This window comes from Lysobacter sp. N42 (assembly GCF_004344885.1).
Window position 1 is genome coordinate 1 of the sequence record NZ_SKFB01000013.1, and the last position, 21982, is coordinate 21982.

At 69.8% G+C, this 21982-nt stretch carries 21 protein-coding genes and 1 pseudogene; 15 read left to right on the forward strand and 7 right to left on the reverse strand.

Going from position 1 to position 21982, the window contains the following annotated elements:
- The 4 genes and pseudogenes from EYQ95_RS16355 to EYQ95_RS16370 all read right to left on the reverse strand — a co-directional run.
- Window positions 1-559 (reverse strand): annotated as a pseudogene (locus EYQ95_RS16355) (coproporphyrinogen III oxidase); the annotation flags it as partial.
- Window positions 560-626: 67 nt separating this feature from the next.
- Window positions 627-2813: a dTDP-4-dehydrorhamnose reductase gene (gene rfbD, locus EYQ95_RS16360; RefSeq protein ID WP_132328283.1), complete on the reverse strand. Its 2187-nt coding sequence runs from the start codon at window positions 2811-2813 to the stop codon at window positions 627-629.
- Window positions 2814-2829: 16 nt separating this feature from the next.
- Window positions 2830-4011 (reverse strand): UDP-galactopyranose mutase, encoded by a 1182-nt coding sequence (gene glf, locus EYQ95_RS16365; protein ID WP_132328284.1) that lies wholly within the window; start codon window positions 4009-4011, stop codon window positions 2830-2832.
- 13 nt (window positions 4012-4024) lie between these two features.
- Window positions 4025-5287, reverse strand: coding sequence for a glycosyltransferase (locus tag EYQ95_RS16370; protein WP_132328285.1), 1263 nt, complete (start codon window positions 5285-5287; stop codon window positions 4025-4027).
- Between the two features lie 76 nt (window positions 5288-5363).
- On the opposite strand from EYQ95_RS16370, the gene EYQ95_RS16375 reads away from it, so the two are divergent.
- Genes EYQ95_RS16375 through EYQ95_RS16390 form a run of 4 tightly spaced genes read left to right on the forward strand, consistent with a single transcriptional unit; the run spans window position 5364 to window position 10307 of the window.
- Entirely contained in the window at window positions 5364-7193 is a 1830-nt protein-coding gene (locus EYQ95_RS16375; RefSeq protein ID WP_132328286.1) for a glycoside hydrolase family 2 protein, read from the forward strand.
- Window positions 7193-8284, forward strand: coding sequence for a galactose-1-phosphate uridylyltransferase (gene galT, locus EYQ95_RS16380; protein WP_132328287.1), 1092 nt, complete (start codon window positions 7193-7195; stop codon window positions 8282-8284). Before EYQ95_RS16375 ends, galT begins: the two co-directional genes overlap by 1 nt.
- Window positions 8281-9357 (forward strand): galactokinase, encoded by a 1077-nt coding sequence (galK, locus tag EYQ95_RS16385; RefSeq protein WP_132328288.1) that lies wholly within the window; start codon window positions 8281-8283, stop codon window positions 9355-9357. Before galT ends, galK begins: the two co-directional genes overlap by 4 nt.
- Window positions 9354-10307: an aldose 1-epimerase gene (locus tag EYQ95_RS16390; RefSeq protein WP_132328289.1), complete on the forward strand. Its 954-nt coding sequence runs from the start codon at window positions 9354-9356 to the stop codon at window positions 10305-10307. Before galK ends, EYQ95_RS16390 begins: the two co-directional genes overlap by 4 nt.
- Window positions 10308-10325: 18 nt before the next feature.
- On the opposite strand, the gene EYQ95_RS16395 is transcribed toward EYQ95_RS16390, so the two are convergent.
- Window positions 10326-10532, reverse strand: a complete 207-nt coding sequence (locus tag EYQ95_RS16395) for a hypothetical protein (RefSeq protein ID WP_132328290.1) — start codon at window positions 10530-10532, stop codon at window positions 10326-10328.
- Between the two features lie 136 nt (window positions 10533-10668).
- Here EYQ95_RS16395 and radA point away from each other — a divergent pair, with 136 nt between their 5' ends.
- Window positions 10669-12078 (forward strand): DNA repair protein RadA, encoded by a 1410-nt coding sequence (gene radA, locus EYQ95_RS16400; protein WP_132328291.1) that lies wholly within the window; start codon window positions 10669-10671, stop codon window positions 12076-12078.
- An 86-nt stretch (window positions 12079-12164) separates the two neighbouring features.
- The gene (gene rnk / locus EYQ95_RS16405; RefSeq protein WP_132328292.1) at window positions 12165-12575 is read left to right on the forward strand and encodes a nucleoside diphosphate kinase regulator; all 411 of its coding nucleotides are present in this window, start codon (window positions 12165-12167) and stop codon (window positions 12573-12575) included.
- Window positions 12576-12610: 35 nt separating this feature from the next.
- Here the strand turns inward: rnk and EYQ95_RS16410 are convergent, their stop codons facing one another.
- The gene (locus tag EYQ95_RS16410) at window positions 12611-13396 is read right to left on the reverse strand and encodes an inner membrane protein YpjD (protein WP_132328293.1); all 786 of its coding nucleotides are present in this window, start codon (window positions 13394-13396) and stop codon (window positions 12611-12613) included.
- An 87-nt stretch (window positions 13397-13483) separates the two neighbouring features.
- Here EYQ95_RS16410 and ffh point away from each other — a divergent pair, with 87 nt between their 5' ends.
- The 9 genes from ffh to EYQ95_RS16455 all read left to right on the forward strand — a co-directional run bounded on the left by ffh (window position 13484) and on the right by EYQ95_RS16455 (window position 21283).
- Complete coding sequence (gene ffh / locus EYQ95_RS16415) at window positions 13484-14851, forward strand: signal recognition particle protein (protein ID WP_132328294.1); 1368 nt, start codon at window positions 13484-13486, stop codon at window positions 14849-14851.
- 444 nt (window positions 14852-15295) lie between these two features.
- Window positions 15296-16645: a glycosyltransferase family 2 protein gene (locus tag EYQ95_RS16420; RefSeq protein ID WP_132328295.1), complete on the forward strand. Its 1350-nt coding sequence runs from the start codon at window positions 15296-15298 to the stop codon at window positions 16643-16645.
- Window positions 16642-17562 carry a hypothetical protein gene (locus tag EYQ95_RS16425; protein ID WP_132328296.1) on the forward strand — a complete coding sequence of 307 codons (921 nt, stop codon included), beginning with the start codon at window positions 16642-16644 and terminating at the stop codon, window positions 17560-17562. Before EYQ95_RS16420 ends, EYQ95_RS16425 begins: the two co-directional genes overlap by 4 nt.
- Window positions 17563-17688: 126 nt before the next feature.
- Window positions 17689-17946, forward strand: a complete 258-nt coding sequence (gene rpsP, locus EYQ95_RS16430; protein WP_132328297.1) for a 30S ribosomal protein S16 — start codon at window positions 17689-17691, stop codon at window positions 17944-17946.
- Window positions 17946-18500, forward strand: coding sequence for a ribosome maturation factor RimM (gene rimM, locus EYQ95_RS16435; protein ID WP_132328298.1), 555 nt, complete (start codon window positions 17946-17948; stop codon window positions 18498-18500). Before rpsP ends, rimM begins: the two co-directional genes overlap by 1 nt.
- A 132-nt stretch (window positions 18501-18632) precedes the next feature.
- Entirely contained in the window at window positions 18633-19394 is a 762-nt protein-coding gene (trmD, locus tag EYQ95_RS16440) for a tRNA (guanosine(37)-N1)-methyltransferase TrmD (RefSeq protein WP_132328299.1), read from the forward strand.
- A gap of 204 nt (window positions 19395-19598) precedes the next feature.
- Window positions 19599-20003, forward strand: coding sequence for a 50S ribosomal protein L19 (rplS, locus tag EYQ95_RS16445; protein WP_132328300.1), 405 nt, complete (start codon window positions 19599-19601; stop codon window positions 20001-20003).
- Between the two features lie 99 nt (window positions 20004-20102).
- Window positions 20103-20888 carry a Mut7-C RNAse domain-containing protein gene (locus EYQ95_RS16450; protein ID WP_132328301.1) on the forward strand — a complete coding sequence of 262 codons (786 nt, stop codon included), beginning with the start codon at window positions 20103-20105 and terminating at the stop codon, window positions 20886-20888.
- Window positions 20885-21283: an RNA-binding S4 domain-containing protein gene (locus EYQ95_RS16455; protein ID WP_132328302.1), complete on the forward strand. Its 399-nt coding sequence runs from the start codon at window positions 20885-20887 to the stop codon at window positions 21281-21283. The genes EYQ95_RS16450 and EYQ95_RS16455 overlap by 4 nt, the downstream gene beginning before the upstream one ends.
- Window positions 21284-21295: 12 nt before the next feature.
- Here the strand turns inward: EYQ95_RS16455 and EYQ95_RS16460 are convergent, their stop codons facing one another.
- Window positions 21296-21946 (reverse strand): DUF937 domain-containing protein, encoded by a 651-nt coding sequence (locus EYQ95_RS16460; protein WP_132328303.1) that lies wholly within the window; start codon window positions 21944-21946, stop codon window positions 21296-21298.
- Window positions 21947-21982 lie beyond the last annotated feature (36 nt).

Below are 21982 nucleotides of genomic sequence, written 5' to 3' on the forward strand. Positions count from 1 at the left end.
TGAAGCCCAGCGCCGCCAGGCGGGCGATGTCCTCGGGCTCGACGAAGCGCGGGTCCAGCTCGATGGAGATGTCGCGGTCATCGGACGGCGAGAAGCGGAAGCGGCGTTCCAGCTCGCGCACCACGTCGGCGAGCTGGGCCGGCGACAGGAAATTCGGGGTACCGCCGCCGAAATGCAGCTGGCGCACCTCGCGGTCGGCGTCGAACAGCGGTGCGACGCGCCCGATCTCCGTTCGCAGGCACTGCAGGTAATGTGCCGAGCGGCTGCGGTCGCGCGTGATCACGCGGTTGCAGCCGCAGTAGAAGCAGGGGCTGTGGCAGAACGGCACGTGCACGTACAGCGACAGCGGCCGCGGGATCGGGTCCCCGTTGCTGGACGCGATCGCCGCGCGCAGGTCGGCGTCTCCGAACGCGGCATCGAACTGCGGCGCCGTCGGGTACGACGTGTAGCGGGGGCCGGGCTGGCTGTAGCGTTCCAGCACGGAGCGCTCGGGCAGGGTATGGGTGGCCATGGGCGCCACGGTACGGGCAGGCCTGCGGACCCGCTTGATCTCGATCAACCCGGCCTGCCCGCCGGCGGCATGCGTTCACGCCCGGCCCCAGGACGGGCCCGCGCCGCCCGCCGGATCAGTGGAGGCCGGCCTGCGTCACGTAGCGGCCGAGTGCGTCCGACAGCGTGGGCATCGGGAAGGCGCGGCGGCTCGACAGTGCGCTGTAGCGCGGGCGCCGCGCCGCCAGCCGGCTCCGGTGGTCGCTGCAGATCTCCAGCCGGCTGGCGTCGACGCGTGCCAGTTCGGCGGCCTGCAGGGCGAGGTCGGCCCAGGTCACCTCGCCCTGGTTGGTCAGGTGCCAGATGCCGGCCTCGCGGTCGATCAGCAGGTCCAGGCAGGCGTTGACCAGGTCGGGCACGTAGGTCGGCGACACCGTCATGTCGTCCGCGGCCAGGAAGGCCTCGCCGCGCCGCAGCGCGCGCAGCGCGATGGTAATGAAATTGTGTTCGTCCCAGGGTCCGAAGAAGGAGCTGGTGCGAACCACGAGAGCGTCCGGATGGCGGTCGAGCACCAGCTCCTCGGCGCGCGCCTTGCTCATGCCATAGACGTTGAGCGGCCGGATCGCATCGGTCTCGACGTACGGACAGTCCTGCTCCCCGTCGAACACGAGGTCCGAGGAAAAGGTCACCAGCGGTAGCCCGTGCCTGGCGCATGCGGTGGCCAGGTTGGCCGGGCCGGTTGCGTTCTCCAGGAAGCAGCGCTCGCTGTCGCGCTCGGCGTCGTCCACGCGCACGTAGCCGGCGGCATTGATCACCGCCCACGGCTGGTGTGCCTGCAGTGCCCTGTCGATGGAGGCGGGGTCGGTGATGTCCATCTCCGCCCGGGTGAGTACGCGGCAGGCCAGTTCGCGCTCGGCGCAGATGCGGGCGAAGGCGCGGCCCAGTGTGCCCGTGGCGCCGGTGACCAGGATGGGCGCACGGTTGCTGCCGGTAAGCGGCCGCGCGGGGAAGTCCAGGCCCGGCAGCACCACCGGCCGGCTGAAGAAGCGGTCCGGCCGCTTCCACCAGCCGTTGCCGGCCAGCACCGGGTGGTCGGGCAGGCCGCCGCGCGCGAGGTCCTTCATCAGGTGCGCGACCGCCGTGGGGCGGGGCTCGCCCCCGCGGATGTCGAAAGCGCCGGACTCGTAGTAGTCGCGCACTTCGGTGAGCAGGCAGTTCCAGTCGTACAGGCCCAGCATCCCCCAGACCGTCACCGCGCGCACGTCCACGCCCGCCTCGCGGGCCTGCTCGGCACCGCGCCAGATCTCGGCCAGCCAGCGCAGCTGGTCCTCGCGGCGCGCGTCGATGTGGGCTTCGGTGACCGCGATGGGACGCCGGTAGCGCTCCCAGATCTCCAGCAGCAGCGGGCGGATGCCGCCCGTGGGCTGGGAGAGCACGCGGGCCGCCTCGACGTCGGCATAGCGATGACGGTGGTTGCCGCCGCGATGGTGCTCCGGATAGCGCTCCCAGTCCTCGTCCAGGAACCGCTCGCTGGTGATGTAGTGGTTGACGCCGATGATGTCGGGAGGACAGGGGTTGTCCCGGAACCACAGGATCTCCGCGGGCGTCGCGCCGCAGTGCGTGGTCAGCCAGTCCCACATGTAGTGCGCCGGGTCGACCATCCCGCAGACCAGGTCCCAGGCCAGCCAGCGCAGCTCGTTGTTGAACTCCGCCTGGTAGGCCAGCAGCGGCGTGCTGTAGGTCTTGCCCAGGTCGTCGGTCTGCACCAGCCGGGCCGCCGGGTTGACCTCACGGATCGCGCGCATGGCCATCACCACGCCGCGGCACTCGTTGAACAGGCAGTCCTTGAAAGTCGCAGGGTCCCGGCCATGCGGGTACCAGAGCCCGTACAGGCCCGAGAAGCGGGCGGTGGTCAGCGGCTCGTTGATCGGGGTGTAATGCCCGACCCAGGGATAGCGCGCCGCTACCGCGCCGGCATAGGCGGCGAGCTTCTCGGGGAAGGCGGGGTCGACCAGGCTGGTGTCGATGGGCCCGCTGCCATGGTGCACCAGCCCGACGATGGGCATGACGCCCAGCTCACGCAGCCGCGCGAGGCGCTCGTCGGGCCATGACCAGTCGGCCGAGTGCAACCCGTCCGGGGCCATCTGCTCCCAGAGCACCGGGTAGCGCATCGCCTTCAGCCCCAGCGCCGCGAAGCGGTCGAGGTCGTCGATCCGCGTCGCATGCGCATTGCGCTCGAGCTGACGGATGTACCGGTCGCCGACCCGGTTCACCGTGCATTCGACGCCGCCCCAGAGCTCGAGCGGCTCGCGCGTTTGCCTCATTCTCGTACCGTCCGGCTCAGTGCCTGGCGATGAGGGGTGCGGCCACCTCGCCGGGCGCGCGTGCGCCCGCGAGCTCGGCCGGCATGGTTTCGGCATCCGAGCCCATCTTCTCCAGCACGTATTCCACCGCCTTCAGCGCCGCGCCCACGCACTGGTCCATGTTGTAGTAGCGGTACTGGGCCAGGCGGCCCACGAAGGTCACGCCCTTCTCCTGTTCGGCCAGGCGCTCGTAGCGCTTGAACAGCGCCTCGTTCTCCGGGCGCGGCACCGGGTAGTAGGGGTCGCCCTCGGCCGTGGGGAACTCGCGGACCAGCGACGTGCCGCGGTGCGTCTGCCCGGTGAGGTGCTTGAACTCCGTGGTGCGGGTGTAGTCGTAGTCGTTCGGGAAGTTCACCGTGCCCACCGACTGGTACCACTCGGTATCCGGCAGGTGCTCGTGCTCGAAGCGCAGCGACCGATAGGGCAGCTTGCCGAAGCAGTGCGCGTAGAAGGCGTCGACCGGGCCGGTATAGACGATGTGGCGCGCCTGCACCTTGTCGCGCATGGCGAAGAAGTCCACGCCCAGGTCGACCTTGATCGACGGGTGGTCGAGCATGCGCTCGAACATCCTCGTGTAGCCCTCGGCCGGCATCTTCTGGAAGGTGTCGGTGAAGTAGCGGTCGTCCCGGTTGGTGCGCGTGGGCACGCGCGCGGCGACGGAGGCGTTGAGTTCGGACGGGTCCAGGCCCCACTGCTTGCGCGTGTAGCCGCGGAAGAACTTCTCGTAGAGGTCGCGGCCCACCGCGTTGATGACCACGTCCTCGCTGGTGCGGATGCGCTCGCGCGGCTCGCGCACCGAATCGTAGAAAGCCTGGATGCTGCCCTCGTCGAGGTCCAGCCCGTAGAGCTGGTTCACCGTATCGATGTTGATCGGGATGGGGACGAGCTTCTCGCCCACCTTCGCCAGGACGCGGTGCTCGTACGGCCGCCACTGGGTGAACTGCGAGAGATAGCTGGCGATGCGCTCGCTGTTGGTGTGGAAGATGTGCGGGCCGTAGGGGTGGATCAGCACGCCGTGGGCGTCCATGCGGTCATAGGCGTTTCCGCCGATGTGCTCGCGCTTGTCGATCACGAGCACCTCGAACCCGCGCTCGGCGAGCTCCCGGGCGACGACGGCGCCGGAGAAGCCGGCACCTACGATCAGAACGTCGGTTTTCATGGATGGCTTCCTTTCAGGCGGTTGCGGCGGCGCGCAGCGGGGCGTCGGCCCATACGGCTTCCTGGATGTTCCGTCGCATGGACGCGACCGTCGCGTCCCAGGAGGAACCGGCGGCGCGTTCGATGCCCCGCGCGATCAGTTCCACGTCCGGCGCCCGCCAGGCGCGTTCCACCGCCTCGATGAACTCCTTCGGCGAGTGCGCCACCTGCACGATCGGGGTGACGTTGCGCACCACGTCGGCGATCGGGGTGGAGACCACCGGCTTGCCGCCGGCCATGTACTCCAGCGTCTTGGTCGGGTTGATGTAGCGCGTGGCCTCGTTCAGCGCGAAAGGCATCAGGCAGACGTCGAACCCCTTCACCAGTGCGGGCAGGTCCTCGTAGCGCTGCTGCCCCAGCCAGTGGATGTTGCCGTGACGCGGCAACTCGTCCGGGTCGATCTTCGCGAACGGGCCGGCCATCACCACCGACGCATCCGGGAAGCGCTCGGCGAGAGCCGCGATCAGCTCGTAGTCCAGGCGCTCGTCGATCACGCCGAAGTAGCCGAACACGGGGCCCGGCAGCGCGGCGACCGCGTCGGGTACCTGCGTGTCGTCGGCGCGCGCCTTCGAGTAGTGCTCGACGTCCACGCCGCAGCCGTAGAAGTGCACGTTGCCATGATGGCGCGACTTGGCTTCGAACAGCTGGTAGCCGCCGGTGAAGACCACATGCGCCCGGGACAGCACGAAGCGCTCGCGGTCGGCGATGTCCGGCGGCGCGAACCGGAAGTTCGCCAGCTCGTCCATGCAGTCGTAAACGATGCCCGGCCCGCCGAAACGCCCGAGGTAGCCCGGCGCGGGCATGGGCGAGTAGAACCACTGCAGCGGCTGCTCGAAGCGCCCGGCCAGCAACGGATGCTCGTCGAGTGCGCGGCGGATGAGCGGATAGAAGATCTCCGCATCACGGTCGGCATTGACCGCCAGAGGCTGCGGGATCTGCGGAACGAGCCTGACCACGTTGGGGTAGGGCTCGGTGAGCTCCAGGCGCGGCTCGCCGTCGGCGATCACCGGGTCCTCGATGAAGAGCACGCGGTGCTGCTGCGCCAGGCGGGAGAAGATCTGCTGCGGGCGCTGCCAGACGAAATCCCAGCGCAGGTGGCAGTGCACGATGATCGGGAAGTTCTCGCGCGCGCCGATCGGCGTGCCGATGTCGACGAGGGTCGATTCGTCGAATGCCACTTCCGCGAATGCGCTGTCGCCGGCATCGGAAGCAGGTGGCGCGTCGGGTTCCTTTGACATGGCGCTCTCACTGAATTGGTTAGAACTGAGTTTCCGCTGAACCGTATCGGCGTGAAGTGAAGCCCAGGTCCTTTCGATGACGAGAACCGCGCAGGCCGTCCTGCAGCCCTTTTTCGCGGACGAGGTCTATCCCCGCCCGCAGTTGCAGCGTGCGCATTGGGTATCGCTCGACGGGACCTGGCGCTTCGCGTTCGACGACGAAAGGCGCTTCGCGCATCCACGCGAGGTGGACGCGTGGCCGCTTCGCATCGTGGTGCCGTACCCGGTGGAAGCCCGGGCAAGTGGCATCGGTGATCGCGGATTTCACAAAGCCTGCTGGTACCAGCGTGAGTTCGACGTGGAGGCCGGCCCGGACCGCGTGATCCTGCACTTCGGCGCGGTGGACTACCGGGCGAAGGTGTGGGTCAACGACCAGCTGGTCGCCAGCCACGAAGGCGGCCATACGCCTTTCTCCGCGGACATCACGGAGGTTCTGGCTCCCTCCGGGCGTCAGGTCGTCAGCGTGCTCGTGGAGGACGATCCGCACGAACTGAACAAGCCCCGCGGCAAACAGGACTGGCAGCTCGAGCCGCATTCGATCTGGTACCCCCGCACCACGGGCATCTGGCAGACGGTCTGGCTCGAGCGCGTGCCGCGCACCTACGTGCAGAAGATCCGGTGGACGCCGCATGTCGAGGGCTTCGCCTTCACGTTCGAGGCGCGCGTGGTGGGCGATCCGCAGCCCGAGCTGTCGGTCGAAGTGGAATTGCGCCAGGACGCGAAGTTGCTGGCGCGCGACCGCTACCTGGTGATCGACGGCGAAGTGGATCGCCGGATCATCCTCTCCGATCCAGGTATCGACGACTATCGCAACGAACTGCTCTGGAGCCCCGAACGGCCCACGTTGCTGGAAGCCCGCGTGCGCCTGCTGCGTGGCGACGAGGTGCTGGACGACATCCGGTCCTACACCGCCCTGCGTTCCGTGGGCGTGCTGCGCGACCGCTTCATGCTCAACGGTCGCCCGTACCTGCTCAAGCTGGTCCTCGACCAGGGCTACTGGCCGGACACGCTGCTCGCCGCACCCGACGATGCCGCCCTGCGGCGGGATGTCGAGCTCGCGAAGGCCATGGGCTTCAACGGCGTGCGCAAGCACCAGAAGATCGAATGCCCGCGCTATCTGTACTGGGCCGACCGCCTGGGCCTGCTGGTCTGGGAGGAGATGCCCTCGGCCTACCGCTTCACGCGCACGGCGATCAAGCGCCTGATCAGGGAGTGGGGCGAGGCGATCGAGCGCGACTTCAGCCACCCGTGCATCATCACCTGGGTGCCGTTCAACGAGTCCTGGGGCGTCCCCGAACTGACGTCCGTGGGCGCGCACCAGCATGCGGTCGCCGCGCTGTACCACCTGACCAAGACGCTGGACCCCACGCGCCCGGTGATCGGCAACGACGGCTGGGAAAGCAGCGACACCGACATCATCGGCATCCACGACTACGACGCCAACCTCGACCACCTGCGGCAACGCTACGGCCCGGAGGTCAGCACCCAGCAGCTGTTCGACCGCCGTCGGCCGGGCGGGCGCATCCTCACGCTCGACGGCTATCCGCACCGCGGCCAGCCCATCGTGCTGACGGAGTTCGGCGGCATCGCCTTCGATACGCGTCCGCCGGAAGAAGCGGCGCAGGAGGGCGAGGTCTGGGGCTACTCGGTGGCCGACCGGGCCGAGGAGTTCGCGCAGCGGTTCACGCAGCTCATCGAGGTGGTCACCAACACGGCGCTGTTCTCCGGCTACTGCTACACGCAGTTCGCCGACACCTTCCAGGAAGCCAACGGCCTGCTTACCGAGGACCGCGTGCCGAAGATCCCGGTCGAACAGATCCGCCAGGCCGTCGGCCAGTCGCGAACCCACATTCCGGGCGCCGCCTGATGCATCGCCTGGAACTGACGAAGCCGGACGGCCGTGGCCTCACGCTCTACGCGCTGGAGGCCATGCATGACGTGGGCCCCGCGCCGAGTCCGTTCCTCGAGCCGCTGGGGCGGTTCCCGCATCTTCGGCGCCATCCGCTGCGCGACGAGTGGATCACCTACGCGGCCTACCGGCAGGACCGCACCTTCCTTCCGCCCCCCGAGTACAACCCGCTGGCGGTCACCACCGACGCGGCGGCACCGACGGAACTGCCCGCGGGAAGCTGGGACGTGGCGGTGTTCGACAACCGCTTCCCCTCGCTGAGCCCCGACGCGGCTGAGGCGCCCGCATCGATCGTCGAGACGGCAGCCGGCGTCGGCAAGTGCGAGGTGGTCGTGTTCACCCAGGACAGCGGTTCGGCATTGGGCCGCCTGCCGCTGCGCCATATCGACCTTCTGCTGCAGGTCTGGGCGGACCGCACCGCCCGCCTGGCTGCGGATCCGCGGATCGCCTACGTGCTGCCGTTCGAGAACCGCGGCGCGGAGGTGGGGGTGACGCTGCATCATCCGCACGGGCAGATCTACGCCTATCCGGAGGTGCCGCCGGTGCCCGCACGCATGCAGCGGGTGGCGCGCGAGTATTTCGATGCACGCGGTCGCGGCGTGCTGCAGGACCACATCGCGAACGAGCTGGCCTCGGGCGAGCGCATCCTCTACCGCGGCGGGCACGCGGTGGCCTTCGTTCCGGCCTGCGCCCGCTATCCCTACGAGGTCTGGGTGGCGCCGATCGAGCCCGTCGCCACGTTCTGCGATCTCGACGCGGCCACGCGCACCGACCTCGCGCGCGCGCTCAAGACCGTGCTGATGAAGTACGACGCGCTTTGGGGGCGGCCGTTTCCTTACCTGATGGCCTGGTACCAGGCCCCGGTCGATGGTGCTCCGCACCCCGAGTGCCACCTGCATGCCGAGTTCTACCCGCCCTACCGCACGCGCGACCGCCTGAAGTATCTGGCCGGTACGGAACTCGCGGCGGGATGGTTCGCCATGGACGCGCTGCCGGAGGACAAGGCGCGCGAACTGCAGGCGATCAACGTGGAGATCGATGCGCCATGAGCTTCCAGGACATCTTCGGCTGCGAGCCCGCCGTCACGGCCACCGCGCCCGGACGCGTGAACCTGCTGGGCGAGCACACCGACTACAACGACGGCTACGTTCTGCCCACCGCGATCCCGCAGCGCACCACCGTCGCGATGCGGCCCAACTCGCAGGCCGAGTTCATCGTGTATGCGGCGGACCTGGCGACCGAGGCGCGCTTCTACCGCGACGAGGGGCCGGGCGACCATTTCGCGCAGTACGTGCATGGCTGCATCCGCGGCATCGAGGCGCTGGGCGTGAAGGTGCCGGTGCTCGACATCCACGTGGAATCGGACGTACCCATCGGCGTGGGGCTGTCGTCGAGCGCGGCGCTCGAGGTCGCCACCCTGCGCGCCCTGCGCGAACTGCTGCGCCTGGACATCGACGACGTGCGCATCGCGCAGATCGCGCAGCGCGCGGAGATCGAGTTCGCGGGCGTGAACTGCGGGATCATGGACCAGATGGCGTCGAGCCTGGCCGATACGCGAAGCGTGCTGTTCCTGGACACGCGCACGCTCGAACGGCGCCTGCTGCCGATGCCGCCGCGCACCGAGCTGCTGGTGCTCGACTCCGGGATCAGCCGCTCGCTCGCCGCAAGCGGGTACAACGAGCGGCGCGCACAGTGCGAAGAGGCGGCGACGCGGCTGGGCGTGGGCGCATTGCGCGACGTCGACGACCCCGCGGCCGTGGAGGCACTGCCCGATCCGCTGCGCCGCCGGGCGCGGCACGTGGTCACCGAGAACGCGCGCGTGCTGCGGGCGGTCGACGGCGTCGATGCAGCGGAGTTCGGCCGGCTGATGAACGAATCGCATGCCAGCCTGCGCGACGACTACGAAGTTTCCGTGGCGCCGCTGGATCGGCTGGTCGAGCTGCTGCAGGCGCATCCGGACGTGCACGGCGCGCGCCTGACGGGCGCCGGCTTCGGCGGCGCCTGCGTGGCGCTGTGCCGCGAGGGCACGGCCTCCGGGGTGGCACGACGCGTGCTGGCGGGCTATGCGGCCGACGGCCACGCCGGGCGCCAGCTCGTCCCCGCGGCGGAGGAGGGCGCGTGAGCACCACGGCACGCCGTGCGGTACCCGGCGGAGCACCGCGCACCCACATGATGCGCGCGGGCGACCTCAGCGCGACGTTCCTGCCCGAGTACGGCATGCTGGGCACGTCGCTGACCCACCGCCGCGAGGAACTGCTGCGCTTTCCAGCGGACATCGACCGCGCCGCACGTGATGGCACGTCGATCGGCATCCCGCTCAACTATCCCTATGCCAACCGCCTGCGGACGCCGGGTTATTCGGTCCTCGGGCGCCGCGTGGAACTCGATCCCGGTTCGGACTGGCTGATCACCGACTGGAACGGCACGCTGCTGCACGGCGTGCGCTGGGCCCGGCTCGAATGGGAAGAGCAGGAGGCCGGCGACACCGTGCTGGCCTCGCGGCTTTGCTGGGACCGGCCGGAAATGCTGGCGGTGTTCCCGTTCCTCCACACGGTCTCCATGCGCGTGGCCCTGGACGGCGACGGCCTCACTGTCGAAACGACGGTCCATGCCGACCGGGGCGAGGACGTGCCGGTGAGCTTCGGCTTCCATCCCTACATCGCCCTGCCGGGCCTGCCGCGCGAACGCTGGCGGCTCACGCTTCCGCGGATGCAGGCGATGGTGCTGGACGAACTGCTCCTGCCCATCGGCGAACGCGAGGACTTCCCGGCCTACGACCACCGCCTGGCCGATCTCGACTTCGACCACGGCTTCGCCTTCACCACGCATGAGCGGCGCATGGCGATCGCCGGCGCCGGGCGGCGCATCGCGGTGGAGTTCCTGGAAGGCTTCCCCTTCGCGCAGATCTACGCGCCGCCGGCCCACGACTACATCTCGCTCGAGCCCATGACGGCGCCGGCCAATGCCCTTGTCACGGGCGAGGACCTGCCCATCGTGCGGGCCGGCGGCAGCTACCGCGGCGTGTTCCGCATCGCGGTGGGCACCGAGGACGAGGGCCGCCGCGTCCACTGACCGGCGGCCCCCGGCGGATCAGGGCGATCCGGACTCCGGCGCGCTGGACACGTCGTCATTGCCCTGGCGCACCTCGCCCTTCGCATCGGCGGAGCGTACGTGCCGCTGGTCCTGCGTGCGGCGATCGCCGCCCTGGTTCATCAGGTCGCGGCGCTGGTTGTCGTTCAGGCCGGCCAGGCCCTGGCCCATGTTCTTGCCGGCGTCGTGCTGGTTGCGATCGCTCATCGGGGATCCTCCGTCTGGATGTCCGTCGACGCTAGGCCGCGCGCCGTGATCGGCCACTCAGCGGCCGTGGCGGGCCTCGGGCTTCTCAGCGGCTGCGACCTCCTGCCGGTAGGCTGTGCCGACCAGGAGACCTTCGATGATCGCCAAGACCGGCAAGTCCAGCGCCCGCCGCAGCACCGCTTATGTCTGCTCCGAATGCGGTTCGGAGCATTCCAAGTGGCAGGGCCAGTGCGTGGACTGCGGGCAGTGGAACACGCTCAGCGAGATCGCGCTGGAGGCCGCGCCCGAGCGGGTGGCCAATACCGTAGCGGCCTCGCGTCGCGCCGGCTGGGCGGGCAAGGTCGACGTGCCCACGATCACCGCGCTCAAGGACGTCACCCACTCGGAGGAATCGCGCGAGACCACCGGCATCGGCGAGTTCGACCGCGTGCTCGGCGGTGGGCTGGTGCATGGCTCGGTGGTGCTGGTGGGCGGGGATCCGGGCATCGGCAAGTCCACGCTGCTGTTGCAGTCCACCGCGCTCATGGCCGCGCGCATGCCGGGGCTCTACGTGACGGGCGAGGAATCGCTTTCGCAGGTGGCCGGCCGCGCGTCGCGGCTGGGCCTGCCGCTGGAGGGCGTGCATGCACTGGCCGAGACCTGCATCGAGCGCATCCTCGAGCAGGCCGCGCCGATGGGGCCCCGCCTGATCGTCGCCGACTCGATCCAGACGCTGTGGACCGAGACGCTGACCGCCGCGCCCGGCTCGGTGAGCCAGGTGCGCGAGAGCGCTGCGCGGCTGGTGCGCTACGCGAAGGAGACGGGCACGGCGGTGTTCCTCGTCGGCCACGTCACCAAGGAGGGCGGCATCGCCGGCCCGCGCGTGCTCGAGCACATGGTCGACGCGGTGCTGTATTTCGAGGGCGAGTCCGGCAGCCGCTTCCGCGTGCTGCGCGCCTTCAAGAACCGCTTCGGCGCGGTCAACGAGCTGGGCGTGTTCGCCATGGGCGACAAGGGCCTGCGCGAGGTGCCCAATCCGTCGGCCATCTTCCTCTCCGGCAGCCGCGAGCCGCAGCCGGGCAGCTGCGTGATGGTCACGCGCGAGGGCACGCGGCCGCTGATGGTCGAGGTGCAGGCGCTGGTCGACCACTCGCCGCTGTCGAACCCGCGCCGCGTGGCCGTGGGCATGGAGGGCAACCGCCTGGCGATGCTGCTGGCCGTGCTGCACCGGCACGGCGGCGTGGCGGTGGGCGACCAGGACGTGTTCGTCAACGTGGTCGGCGGCATCCGCGTGCAGGAGACCGCGGTCGACCTGCCGCTGCTGCTGGCCGTGCTGTCCTCGCTGCGCGACCGCCCACTGGCGGACATGACCGTGGCCTTCGGCGAGGTCGGCCTGTCGGGCGAGATCCGCCCCGTGCCCAACGGCGAGGAGCGCCTGAAGGAAGCCGCCCACCACGGGTTCAAGCGCGCCATCGTGCCCAAGGGCAACGCACCCAAGTCCGGCCGCCTGTCGGGCATGGAGGTGATCGCCGTCGAACGCCTGGCCGAAGCGCTCGAGCACGCCTGAGCGCGGTTGACCACGCCTGCGCGGGGGGCTACGGTGGCCACTCAGGACCCGGCCGATGCCGGGTCCTTTTTCACGTGGAGACCCCGATGAGCGCAGCGCCCCGCCTGGTCATGTCCGAACGCGATGCCCGCCGCCTGGAGGCGCTGATCGCATCGCCCGCCGCGCAGGGGCTGGCCACGGCCCGCCAGCTCGAGGAGGAGATCGCGCGGGCCGACATCCGCGCCCCCGCGGACATCCCGCCGGACGTGGTCACCATGAGCTCCGACGTGGTCTGCGTCGACGAGTCCACCGGAACCGAACACACCCTGCGCCTGGTGTATCCCGATGCAGCGAATGCCGCCGAGCACCACGTCTCCGTGCTCGCACCGGTAGGCGCCGCGCTGCTCGGACTGGCCGTGGGGCAGAGCATCGACTGGCCGATGCCGGGCGGACGCGTGGCCCGCCTGCGCGTCGTGCGCGTGCCCTACCAGCCGGAAGCCGCGGGCCTGCCGGAGTAGGCGGGCCGGCTGCGGCGACCGCGCGCCTTGCCGGCTCAGCGGGCCAGCAGCAGCTCGATGACGAACTTGCTGCCGAAATAGGCCAGCACCAGCAGCGCCATGGCCACGAGCGTCCAGCGCACCGCCCGCGCGCCGCGCCAGCCGTAGCGGTGCCGGCCCAGCAACAGGCCGCCGAACACCAGCCAGGACAGCACGCTCAGCACGGTCTTGTGGGCCAGGTGCTGCGCCAGCAGGTCTTCGACGAACAGCACGCCGGTGAGCATCGCGGCAGTCAGCACGACGAAGCCCGCGGTGATCGTCCGGAACAGCAGCGACTCCAGCTGGACCAGGGGCGGCAGGGCACGGAGCCAGCCATGGAACTCGCGCCGCCGCAACGCACGCTCCTGCAGCGCCAGCGTGACCGCCAGCACCGCCGCCACCGCCAGCGTCGCGTACGCCAGCAGGGCGAGCGCCGCATGCAGCTGCAGGCGCCAGTCCAGCGGCGTGGCCGGGCCCGGGCCGTGGGCGCGGTAGGCCACCATCAGCCCGCCGGCGAGTGGCAGGGCGAAGACGCCCAGGGCGGCCAGCCGTTCGCGCCGCGCGACGAACGTGGTCAGCGCGGCCATGCCCAGGCCCACCAGCGACAGCGCGGCGAAGAAGTGCAGGTCCGGCCCCTGGCGCTGGTGCCAGGCGAGGATGTGCACGCTCGCGTGAAGACCCATCGCCAGCGTGGCCGGGATCCGCCAGCCATCGGCCGGCGAGGCGGCATCCACGCGCAGGGCGCCGGCCAGCATGCCCGTCGCCACGACGTAAAGCGCGAGGGAAATGAGAACGAGTGTCATCGGGGGAGTGTCGCACAGCCCGCACGGCGGCCGCACAGGAAGCGCCCGGTATACTTCGCGCCCCTGTTTTCCGTGGCCCTCGCGTCCATGTTCGAGTCCCTCTCCCAGCGCCTCTCCGGCACCATCGAGCGCCTGCGCGGCCGTGGCCGCCTGACCGAGGAGAACATCCGCGAGTCCCTGCGCGAGGTGCGCATCGCCCTGCTGGAGGCCGACGTCGCCCTTCCGGTCGTGCAGGCGCTGATCGAGCGCATCAAGGTGCGAGCCGTCGGGCAGGAGGTGCTGAAATCACTGACGCCCGGCCAGGCGCTGATCAAGGTCGTGCGCGACGAGCTCACCGCGGTGATGGGCTCGCAGGCCAGCGACCTCGCGCTCAACGTCCCGGCGCCCGCCGTGATCCTGATGGCCGGCCTGCAGGGCGCGGGCAAGACCACCACCGTAGGCAAGCTCGCCAAGCACCTCAAGGAGCGCCGCAAGAAGAAGGTGATGGTGGTTTCGGCCGACGTCTACCGCCCGGCCGCCATCGAGCAGCTGCGCCAGCTCTCGCAGCAGATCGACGTGCCGTTCTTCCCGTCGAGCGCCGACCAGAAGCCCGAAGCCATCGTCCGCGCCGCCATCGACGACGCGCGCCGCAGCTACGTCGACGTGCTGATCGTCGACACCGCCGGCCGCACCAGCATCGACGAAGCGATGATGGCCGAGATCAAGGCACTGCATGCCGCGGTGTCGCCGGTCGAGACCCTGTTCGTGGTCGATTCCATGACCGGCCAGGACGCCGCCGTCACGGCCAAGCACTTCGCCGAGGCGCTGCCGCTCACCGGTGTCGTCCTGACCAAGACCGATGGCGACGCACGCGGCGGCGCGGCGCTGTCGGTGCGCTACATCACCGGCAAGCCGATCAAGTTCATCGGCACGGGCGAGAAGCCCGAGGGCCTGGACGTCTTCCATCCCGACCGCATCGCCTCGCGCATCCTCGACATGGGCGACGTGCTCTCGCTGGTCGAGCAGGTCGAGCAGCAGGTCGACAAGGACAAGGCGCAGAAGCTCGCCGAGAAGGTCGTCAAGGGCAAGAAGTTCGACCTCAACGACATGAAGGACCAGCTCGAGCAGATGCAGAACATGGGCGGGCTGCATGGGCTCATGGACAAGCTGCCGGGCATCGGCAAGCTGCCCGACGAGGTCAAGAACCAGGTCACCGGCAAGGAAGTGCCGCGGATGATCGCCATCATCAATTCGATGACGAAGAAGGAGCGCCGCAACCCCGCGCTCCTCAACGGCTCGCGCCGCGCCCGCATCGCCCGGGGCGCGGGCCTCCAGCCGTCCGACGTGAACAAGCTGATGAAGCAGTACCAGCAGATGGAAAAGATGATGTCCAAGCTGGCCGGCGGCGGCATGAAGGGGCTCATGCGAGGCATGAAGGGGATGATGGGCGGCCGTGGGGGGCTGCCGTTCCGCTGAAAGCGGCCCGCCGTGATGGCGGATGGCTTCGGCCCGTGCGTCGATCGGAAACGCGTTGCTGCCGGCGTTGGCACGGAACCTGCATTGTTGGGACCGGGGGGGGTTGCGTCCACCAAGCGGAGGCAACACCGTGGCGGGTGCCATGCGTCGCCCGCGGCGTCCGGCTGCGGGCGCGGCGCGTGCGCGCCCGGCCGACGTGCCTCCTGCTCGAACCAAGGTAGCCCGCTGTGCCCGCTGCGTGTTTGCTCATCGCCGATGTGACTGTCCGCGGCCGCCATGGACGCGTTGTGTCACGTGCGTGCGTGTATTTGTCCCGGCTTCCGGGATCACGGGCCATCCTGATCGCTGGGTGGGCACGTGAGCCCTAAGGTGTTGGCCTCGACTGCGCCCGCGGCAAGGATGCCGGGCACGCACGCTGCAGACGCGTCGTCCCCCGCGCATCAAATGCCCGGGCGCGTCGATCACCCCCGCCGCGGCCGCTATTTCTCGGTGCCGGCAAAGTACGCCGTGTCGATCGCGATCGGCATTGCGTGGACAGCGATCAGCGTATTCCTGTCATTGCGCTGGCTGGACGCCCTGTCCGCCGTCGTCGGCTCGTTTCTTGCCCTGATCATCATCACGTTCATTGCGTACGTGCCGGGGTTCATGAACGCGTTCCTCGTGTCGACGATCCTGCTCGATCGCCGACCACGCCGGCGAGCGCCCGCGACGTATCCGTCCGTGTCGATCCTGGTTGCGTGCTACAACGAGCAGGCGGCCATCGCCGATACGATCCGGAGCCTGGCACGGCAGGACTATCCCGGCCCGATGGAGATCCTGATACTCGACGACGGATCGGTCGATGAGACCGTCGCGCGTGCACTGGAGACGATAGGCGGGCTGTCGCTTCCCGGGCATTCCAGCATCCGCGTCGTTGCCGGTTTTCCCAACCTGGGCAAGTCTGCTGCGCTCAATCGGGGATTGGAGCTGTGCCGCCACGAGATCGTCCTGACCATCGACGGCGATTCCTGGGTGTACGCGGACGCGGTGACCCACATCGTCGAGCGCTACCTGGCCGATCCGCCGGAAACGCGAGCCGTTGCCGGGTGCGTGCTTGCTCGCAACTCCCGGAAGAACTGGGTCACGCAGATGCAGGAGTGGGACTACTTCCACGGCATCGCGGCCGTCAAGCGCATGCAGAGCATGTATCACGGAACGCTGGTCGCCCAGGGTGCGTTCTCGCTCTATGACAAGGCTGCCCTGCAAGCCGTCGGGGGGTGGCCCGAGTGCGTGGGCGAGGACATCGTCGTCTCGTGGGCGTTGCTCGAGAGGGGGTACAGGATCGGCTACTGCGAGGACGCGGTGGCCTTCACGAACGTTCCCGACACGCTGCGTCAGTTCGCGCGGCAGCGCCAGCGATGGTCGCGGGGCCTGCTGGAAGCGTTCAAGGCGCACCCGCGCCTGCTGCTGAAGGCCCGGATGTCCACGCTATTCGTCTGGTGGAACGTATTCTTCCTGCCGCTCGACCTGGTCTATACCTTCGCGTTCCTGCCCGGCCTGCTCCTTGCGCTGCTCGGGATGTTCTACATAGCGGGCCCGATGACACTGCTCGTGTTGCCGCTCGCGATCCTGTGGAATCTCGTGATCTTCAGCGTGCAGCGCCAGATGTTCAAACGGCAGGACCTCGTCGTAAGGCGCAATGTCAAAGGCTTCCTGCTGTACGTCTTCGTTTATACGATGATCCTGCAGCCCGTCTGCGTGTGGGGCTACGCGTCCGAGTTGTTCGGCCTGCGCAAACGCTGGGGAACCAAATGAGCTCGGTCATCCTGAAAAGCATCGCTGCGCTCGCAGCCCTGTCGGCTGCACCGGTCCTCTTCGGCGTCGCGCATGCCGAAGAGCGGGCCCTGCGGACCACCGCATTCGTTTCCGACGACGCGGACGGTACGGTCGTGGTGAAGGTCTCGGCGGGCATGCTGTTCCGGTATCGCAGCCCATCCAGTTACCGGGGGGTGGTGGCGGAAGCGGTCCGGATCCGTCCCCTGGGTGGGGATAGCTGGGACGACAGGCGGATCTATGTGGCGTTCGCGGACGACGGCCACTTCGACGTCAAGGGCCTGGTCGGCACCGATGGCAGGACGGTGGTCGGAAGCGCCTCCGCTGTCCGGGAGGAGGGAGTCCGACAGGAGTACTTCATCGAGCGGGACCGCCTGGAGACGCCGGGCGGGGTACGGGGGGAGGGCCTGTACCACACGTTCGCCGGCGCCGCCTATGACATCCCGCTCGACGGCGCCGGGACCCGGCAGCTGACCCTGCTTGGTGGCGTGCAGGACTTCACGGGCAGGAACCTGCGCGCCCACCTGCGTGCCCGCTACATCGCGGTCGTGGCGCCTGACTCCGGCATCAGCCTCCAGCTGCGGACCCGCGCGTTCCGGAACACTCATCCCTTCGAAGCGGACTATTACTCGCCGGCCTGGTTCGTCGAGGTGATGCCCGCGGTTCAGGTCCGGCGGTTCCGTAAGGGCTGGATGTGGGCTGCGGCGGCGGGGTGGGGCCGGCAGAAGGGTGGCGACGAATGGCAGCAGGCGCGGCTGGTGGAATTTTCCGTCGCCAGCCCGCTGACGGCTGCCGGCGGGCGCTTGCAGCTGAATGCCCTCTACACCAATACGCCTGTCGGGGCAGGCGGCAGCTACGGGTACCGGCAGCTGTCGGTCGACTGGGTACGGCCGCTGTAGGCACGGCGATTCAAGGCATGGGGGGAGGTGTCCGGACGGTCGCCACCGTTTCCACGGCGCAGGCAAGTGCGCTAACATTACCGGCTTACCCTGCCATCCCGGCAGCTGGGCAACACCGAGAAACCAATGGTCAAGATCCGCCTGACGCGTGGCGGCGCCAAGAAGCGCCCCTTCTACCACATCATCGTCACCGACAGCCGCAGCGCCCGCGATGGCCGCAACATCGAGCGCGTGGGTTACTACAACCCGGTGGCCGCGGGCAACGAGAAGCGCGTCGAGCTCAACGTCGAGCGCGTGCAGCACTGGATCGGCCACGGTGCGCAGATGACCGACAAGGTCGCCGACCTGTACAAGCAGGCGCAGAAGGCGCAGGCCGCGGCCTGATGACCTCGCCCGTGCAAGGCGCGGGCGGTAGCGATTCCAGCGGGACCCCGAAGCGCCGCATCCTCGTAGGCAGGGTGGTCGGCGCTTTCGGCGTTCGTGGGGAAGTGAAACTGGAGAGCTGGACCGAGCCGCGCTCGGCCATCTTCGGCTACCGGCCCTGGATCCTCCGCGATGCGCGTGGCAACGAGCGCGAGCTCGGCACCGTGCGCGGCCGCCAGGTCGGCAAGGGCCTCGCCGCCGAGATCCCCGGGGTGGAGGACCGTGACGCCGCCGAGGCGATGCGCGGCACGGAGGTCTGGGTACCGCGCTCGGCGCTGCCCAGGCCCGCCGAGGGCGAGTTCTACTGGGCCGATCTCGAGGGGCTCGACGTGGTCAACCTCGAGGGCGTGGCCATGGGCCGCGTCTCGCACCTCTTCGCCACCGGCGCCAACGACGTGCTGGTCGCGCGCGACGGCGAGCGAGAGTGGATGATTCCCTTCGTGAGGCCGCAGTTCGTCACCGACATCGACCTCCACGCGGGCAGGATCACGGTCGACTGGGACCCGGAGTTCTGAAAGCCGCTCCCGGGTAGGAGGAGCACTGCCCTGGTGCCGGCCCGTGGCGCCGTACCCGGGCGTCCCTCGCGCCAGCCGGCGCGGGCAGGCGCGCCAACGCCCGAACCTCCCATCCCGGATACCGGAACCGCCATGCGCATCGACATCGTCAGCCTTTTTCCCGAGTTCGTCGCGCAATGTGCGTCCTTCGGGGTCGTCGGGCGCGCCGTGGAGCGGGGGCTGCTGTCGATCCACGGCACCAACCCGCGGGACTTCGCGGAGGGCAACTACCGGCGGGTGGACGACCGCCCCTTCGGCGGCGGGCCCGGGATGGTCATGCTCATCGACCCGCTGCGCCGCGCCATCCAGGCCGCGCGGGCGGCCGGCGAAGGGCCGGCGCGGGTGGTCTACATGAGCCCGCAGGGCCGCCGGCTGGACCAGGCCGCCGTGCGCCGGTTGGCCGCCGCGCCCCGGCTGATCCTGCTCTGCGGGCGCTACGAGGGCGTGGACGAGCGCCTGATCCGCGCCGAGGTCGACGAGGAGATCTCGATCGGGGACTACGTGCTTTCCGGCGGCGAGCTGGCGGCGGCCGTGGTCGTGGACGCCATCGCCCGGTTGCAGGACGGCGCGCTCAACGACGCGGAATCGGCCGTGCAGGATTCGTTCGAGGACGGGTTGCTCGACTGTCCGCACTACACCCGACCCGTGGAGCACGAGCTCGGGACCGTGCCGGACGTGCTGCTGTCGGGTGACCATGCCCGTATCGCCCGCTGGCGGCGCATGCAGGCGCTGGGCCGCACCGCGGAGCGGCGGCCGGACCTGCTGGCCGGGCGCGAGCTGTCCCGCGAGGACCGCGCGCTGCTGGAGGCCTATCGCGCCGAGCGCGGGCGGCCCGATACGCCCGAGGGCACGTAGCGCCAGACAGGGGCCGGCGGCGGCATCCCGCGCGCGCGTAGTGGATTACGGGTCCGCCGCGCTTGCCGGGCGCCGACCGGCGGGCGCTAAGCCCTAGCCACGCAAGGAAAAAAGCCGTTAGAATGCGCGGCTTCGCTCCACCCAGCCGGCACGCGGGTCCACGCGCACTCGCGGCTCTACAACGACACCAACAGGCACAAGCCAATGAACAAGCCGTCCCTCAATACGCTGCTCCAGAACTTCGAAGCCGAGCAGATCACCCGCAAGCTCCCGGAGTTCAGCCAGGGCGACACCGTCGTGGTGAACGTCAAGGTCAAGGAAGGCAACCGCGAGCGCGTCCAGGCCTATGAGGGCGTGGTCATCGGCATCAAGAACGCCGGCCTGAACTCCTCGTTCACCGTGCGCAAGATCTCGCACGGCTTCGGCGTGGAGCGCGTGTTCCAGACCCACAGCGCCACGATCGATTCGGTCGAGGTGAAGCGTCGCGGCAAGGTGCGCGCGGGCAAGCTGTACTACCTGCGTGGCCTCGAGGGCAAGAAGGCGCGCATCAAGGAAGACCTGGCCGCCTACGCGAAGGCGAAGGCCGCCGCGGCCGCCGCGCAGCAGTAACCGGCGCGCAGTGGTCCCGCTCGACGGCCGCCCCAGGGCGGCCGTCGGCGTTTGCAGGCCTGCATCGTGCCTCCACCGTGCCGGGTGGAGGCTGGCGCGATGCGTGGCTCGAATGACCACCGTGCGCATGCCTGCATGCGCGTGCACGGGCGCCTGGCGCGGTTCGTCGCGCCGCATCGGCGCGGGGCGTGGTTCAGGTTCGCCTTCGACGGCCGGCCCGCGCTCAAGGACCCGGTCGAGGCCGCCGGCGTGCCGCATACGGAGGTGGTGCAGGTGCTCGTCGACGGCGAGCCGGCGTCGCTCTCCACCCGTCTTCGCGGCGGCGAACACGTGGAGGTCCACCCGGTCGAACGTCAGCAGGCGGGCGATCCCCCGCGGTTCGTCCTGGACGTCCACCTGGGCCGATTGGCGCGCGACCTGCGCCTGCTCGGCATCGATGCCGCCTGGCAGCCGGGCCATGACGACGACGCCCTGCAGGCGTGCGCCGCCGGCCAGCGGCGGGTGCTGCTCACGCGCGACGTCGGCCTGCTCAAGCGCACCGACGTACCGGCCGGCGCATTCGTGTACGTGACCGACCCCGCAGGCCAGCTGTCGGAAGTGCTGTCGCGCTTCGGACTCGCGGCGCATCTTCGGCCCTACACACGGTGCAGCCGCTGCAATGCGCCGGTGGACGCGGTCGAGGCGGCCGCCGTTGCAGCGCAGGTGCCGGCACGCGTCCTGGACGCGACGCGCCGGTTCAGCCGCTGTAGGGGCTGCCTGCAGGTCTACTGGCGCGGCACGCACGAAGCGGGGCTGCGCGAACGCCTGGCCGTCGCCGGCGTCGACTTCGTTTTTCCCGATCCGTCCCCAGTTTCGCATCCACCCGCTCCGCACGAACCCGCATGACCGATTCCACCGACAACGTCCGTATCGACCAGTGGCTCTGGGCTGCGCGCTTCTTCAAGACCCGCTCGCTGGCCAAGCAGGCGGTGGAGGCCGGACGCGTGGAGATCGGCGGGCAGCGGCCGAAGCCGTCGCGCGCGGTGCGGGCCGGCGACCGGCTGGACATCCTGCGCGGCGAGGAGCGTTTCGAGATCGACGTGCTCGGCATCAGCGCCGTGCGCGGTCCGGCGCCGGTCGCGCAGGCGCTTTACGCCGAAACCGATGCCTCGAAGGCCCGTCGGGACCAGGTGCGTGCCGAGAAGGCGGCCATGCGCGATGGCTACCGCCCGCCGGAGCAGCGCCCCGACAAGCGTGCCCGGCGCCTCATCCGCGCGCTGGGCGATATCGACATGCTCTGACCGGCGCCGCGGTCAGAGCAACGGGCGCGGGCTGCGCATTTCCGCGGTCTGCGTATCGAGCACCTGCCGGTCGCGGCCGCGAACGAAGTCCTGCAGGTCGACGTCGCCGTCCCCGTCGCGGTCGAGCACCGAGAGCAGCCCGGCGCCGAAGCCCTCGCGCGTGCGCATCTGCTCCTCCTCCCGCTCGAGCAGGCGACCCAGCCCGCGCGGTGTCGGTTCAGGCGTTTCCGGGCCGGCCGCATCCGAGGGCATGAAGACGCGCCGGGCGAGATAGGCCAGGACCACAGGCGCGAGCATGCGCAGCAGCGTCGCGGCACGGTCCTGGCCCAGCCCGCCGATGGACCCGAGCGTCTGTGCCGCCACCGGCGTCCGGCCGCCCAGCACATGGCGCAGGATGCTTTGGCCCGCGGTACCGCCGGCCAGCGCGGTCCCGAGCACGTTGCCGGGATCGAGTCCGCGGTGATCGCGGGCCAGTGCGGCGAACAGCGCGTCGGCTCCTTCGGGCTGGCGGGCATTGCGGCCCATCGCGCCGAACAGCAGGGGCAGCGCCGCGGCGACGGCGTCGTCGACCTGCGACTGCGAAAGCCCGAGCCGTGCCGCGATGTGCGGGACGCCGTCGCGGCGGAGTTCGTGGAGAAGATCGTCGGTCAACGGTGCATTCATGGGCTGTCTCCGTGGCGCGCGACGATGCTCCGACGC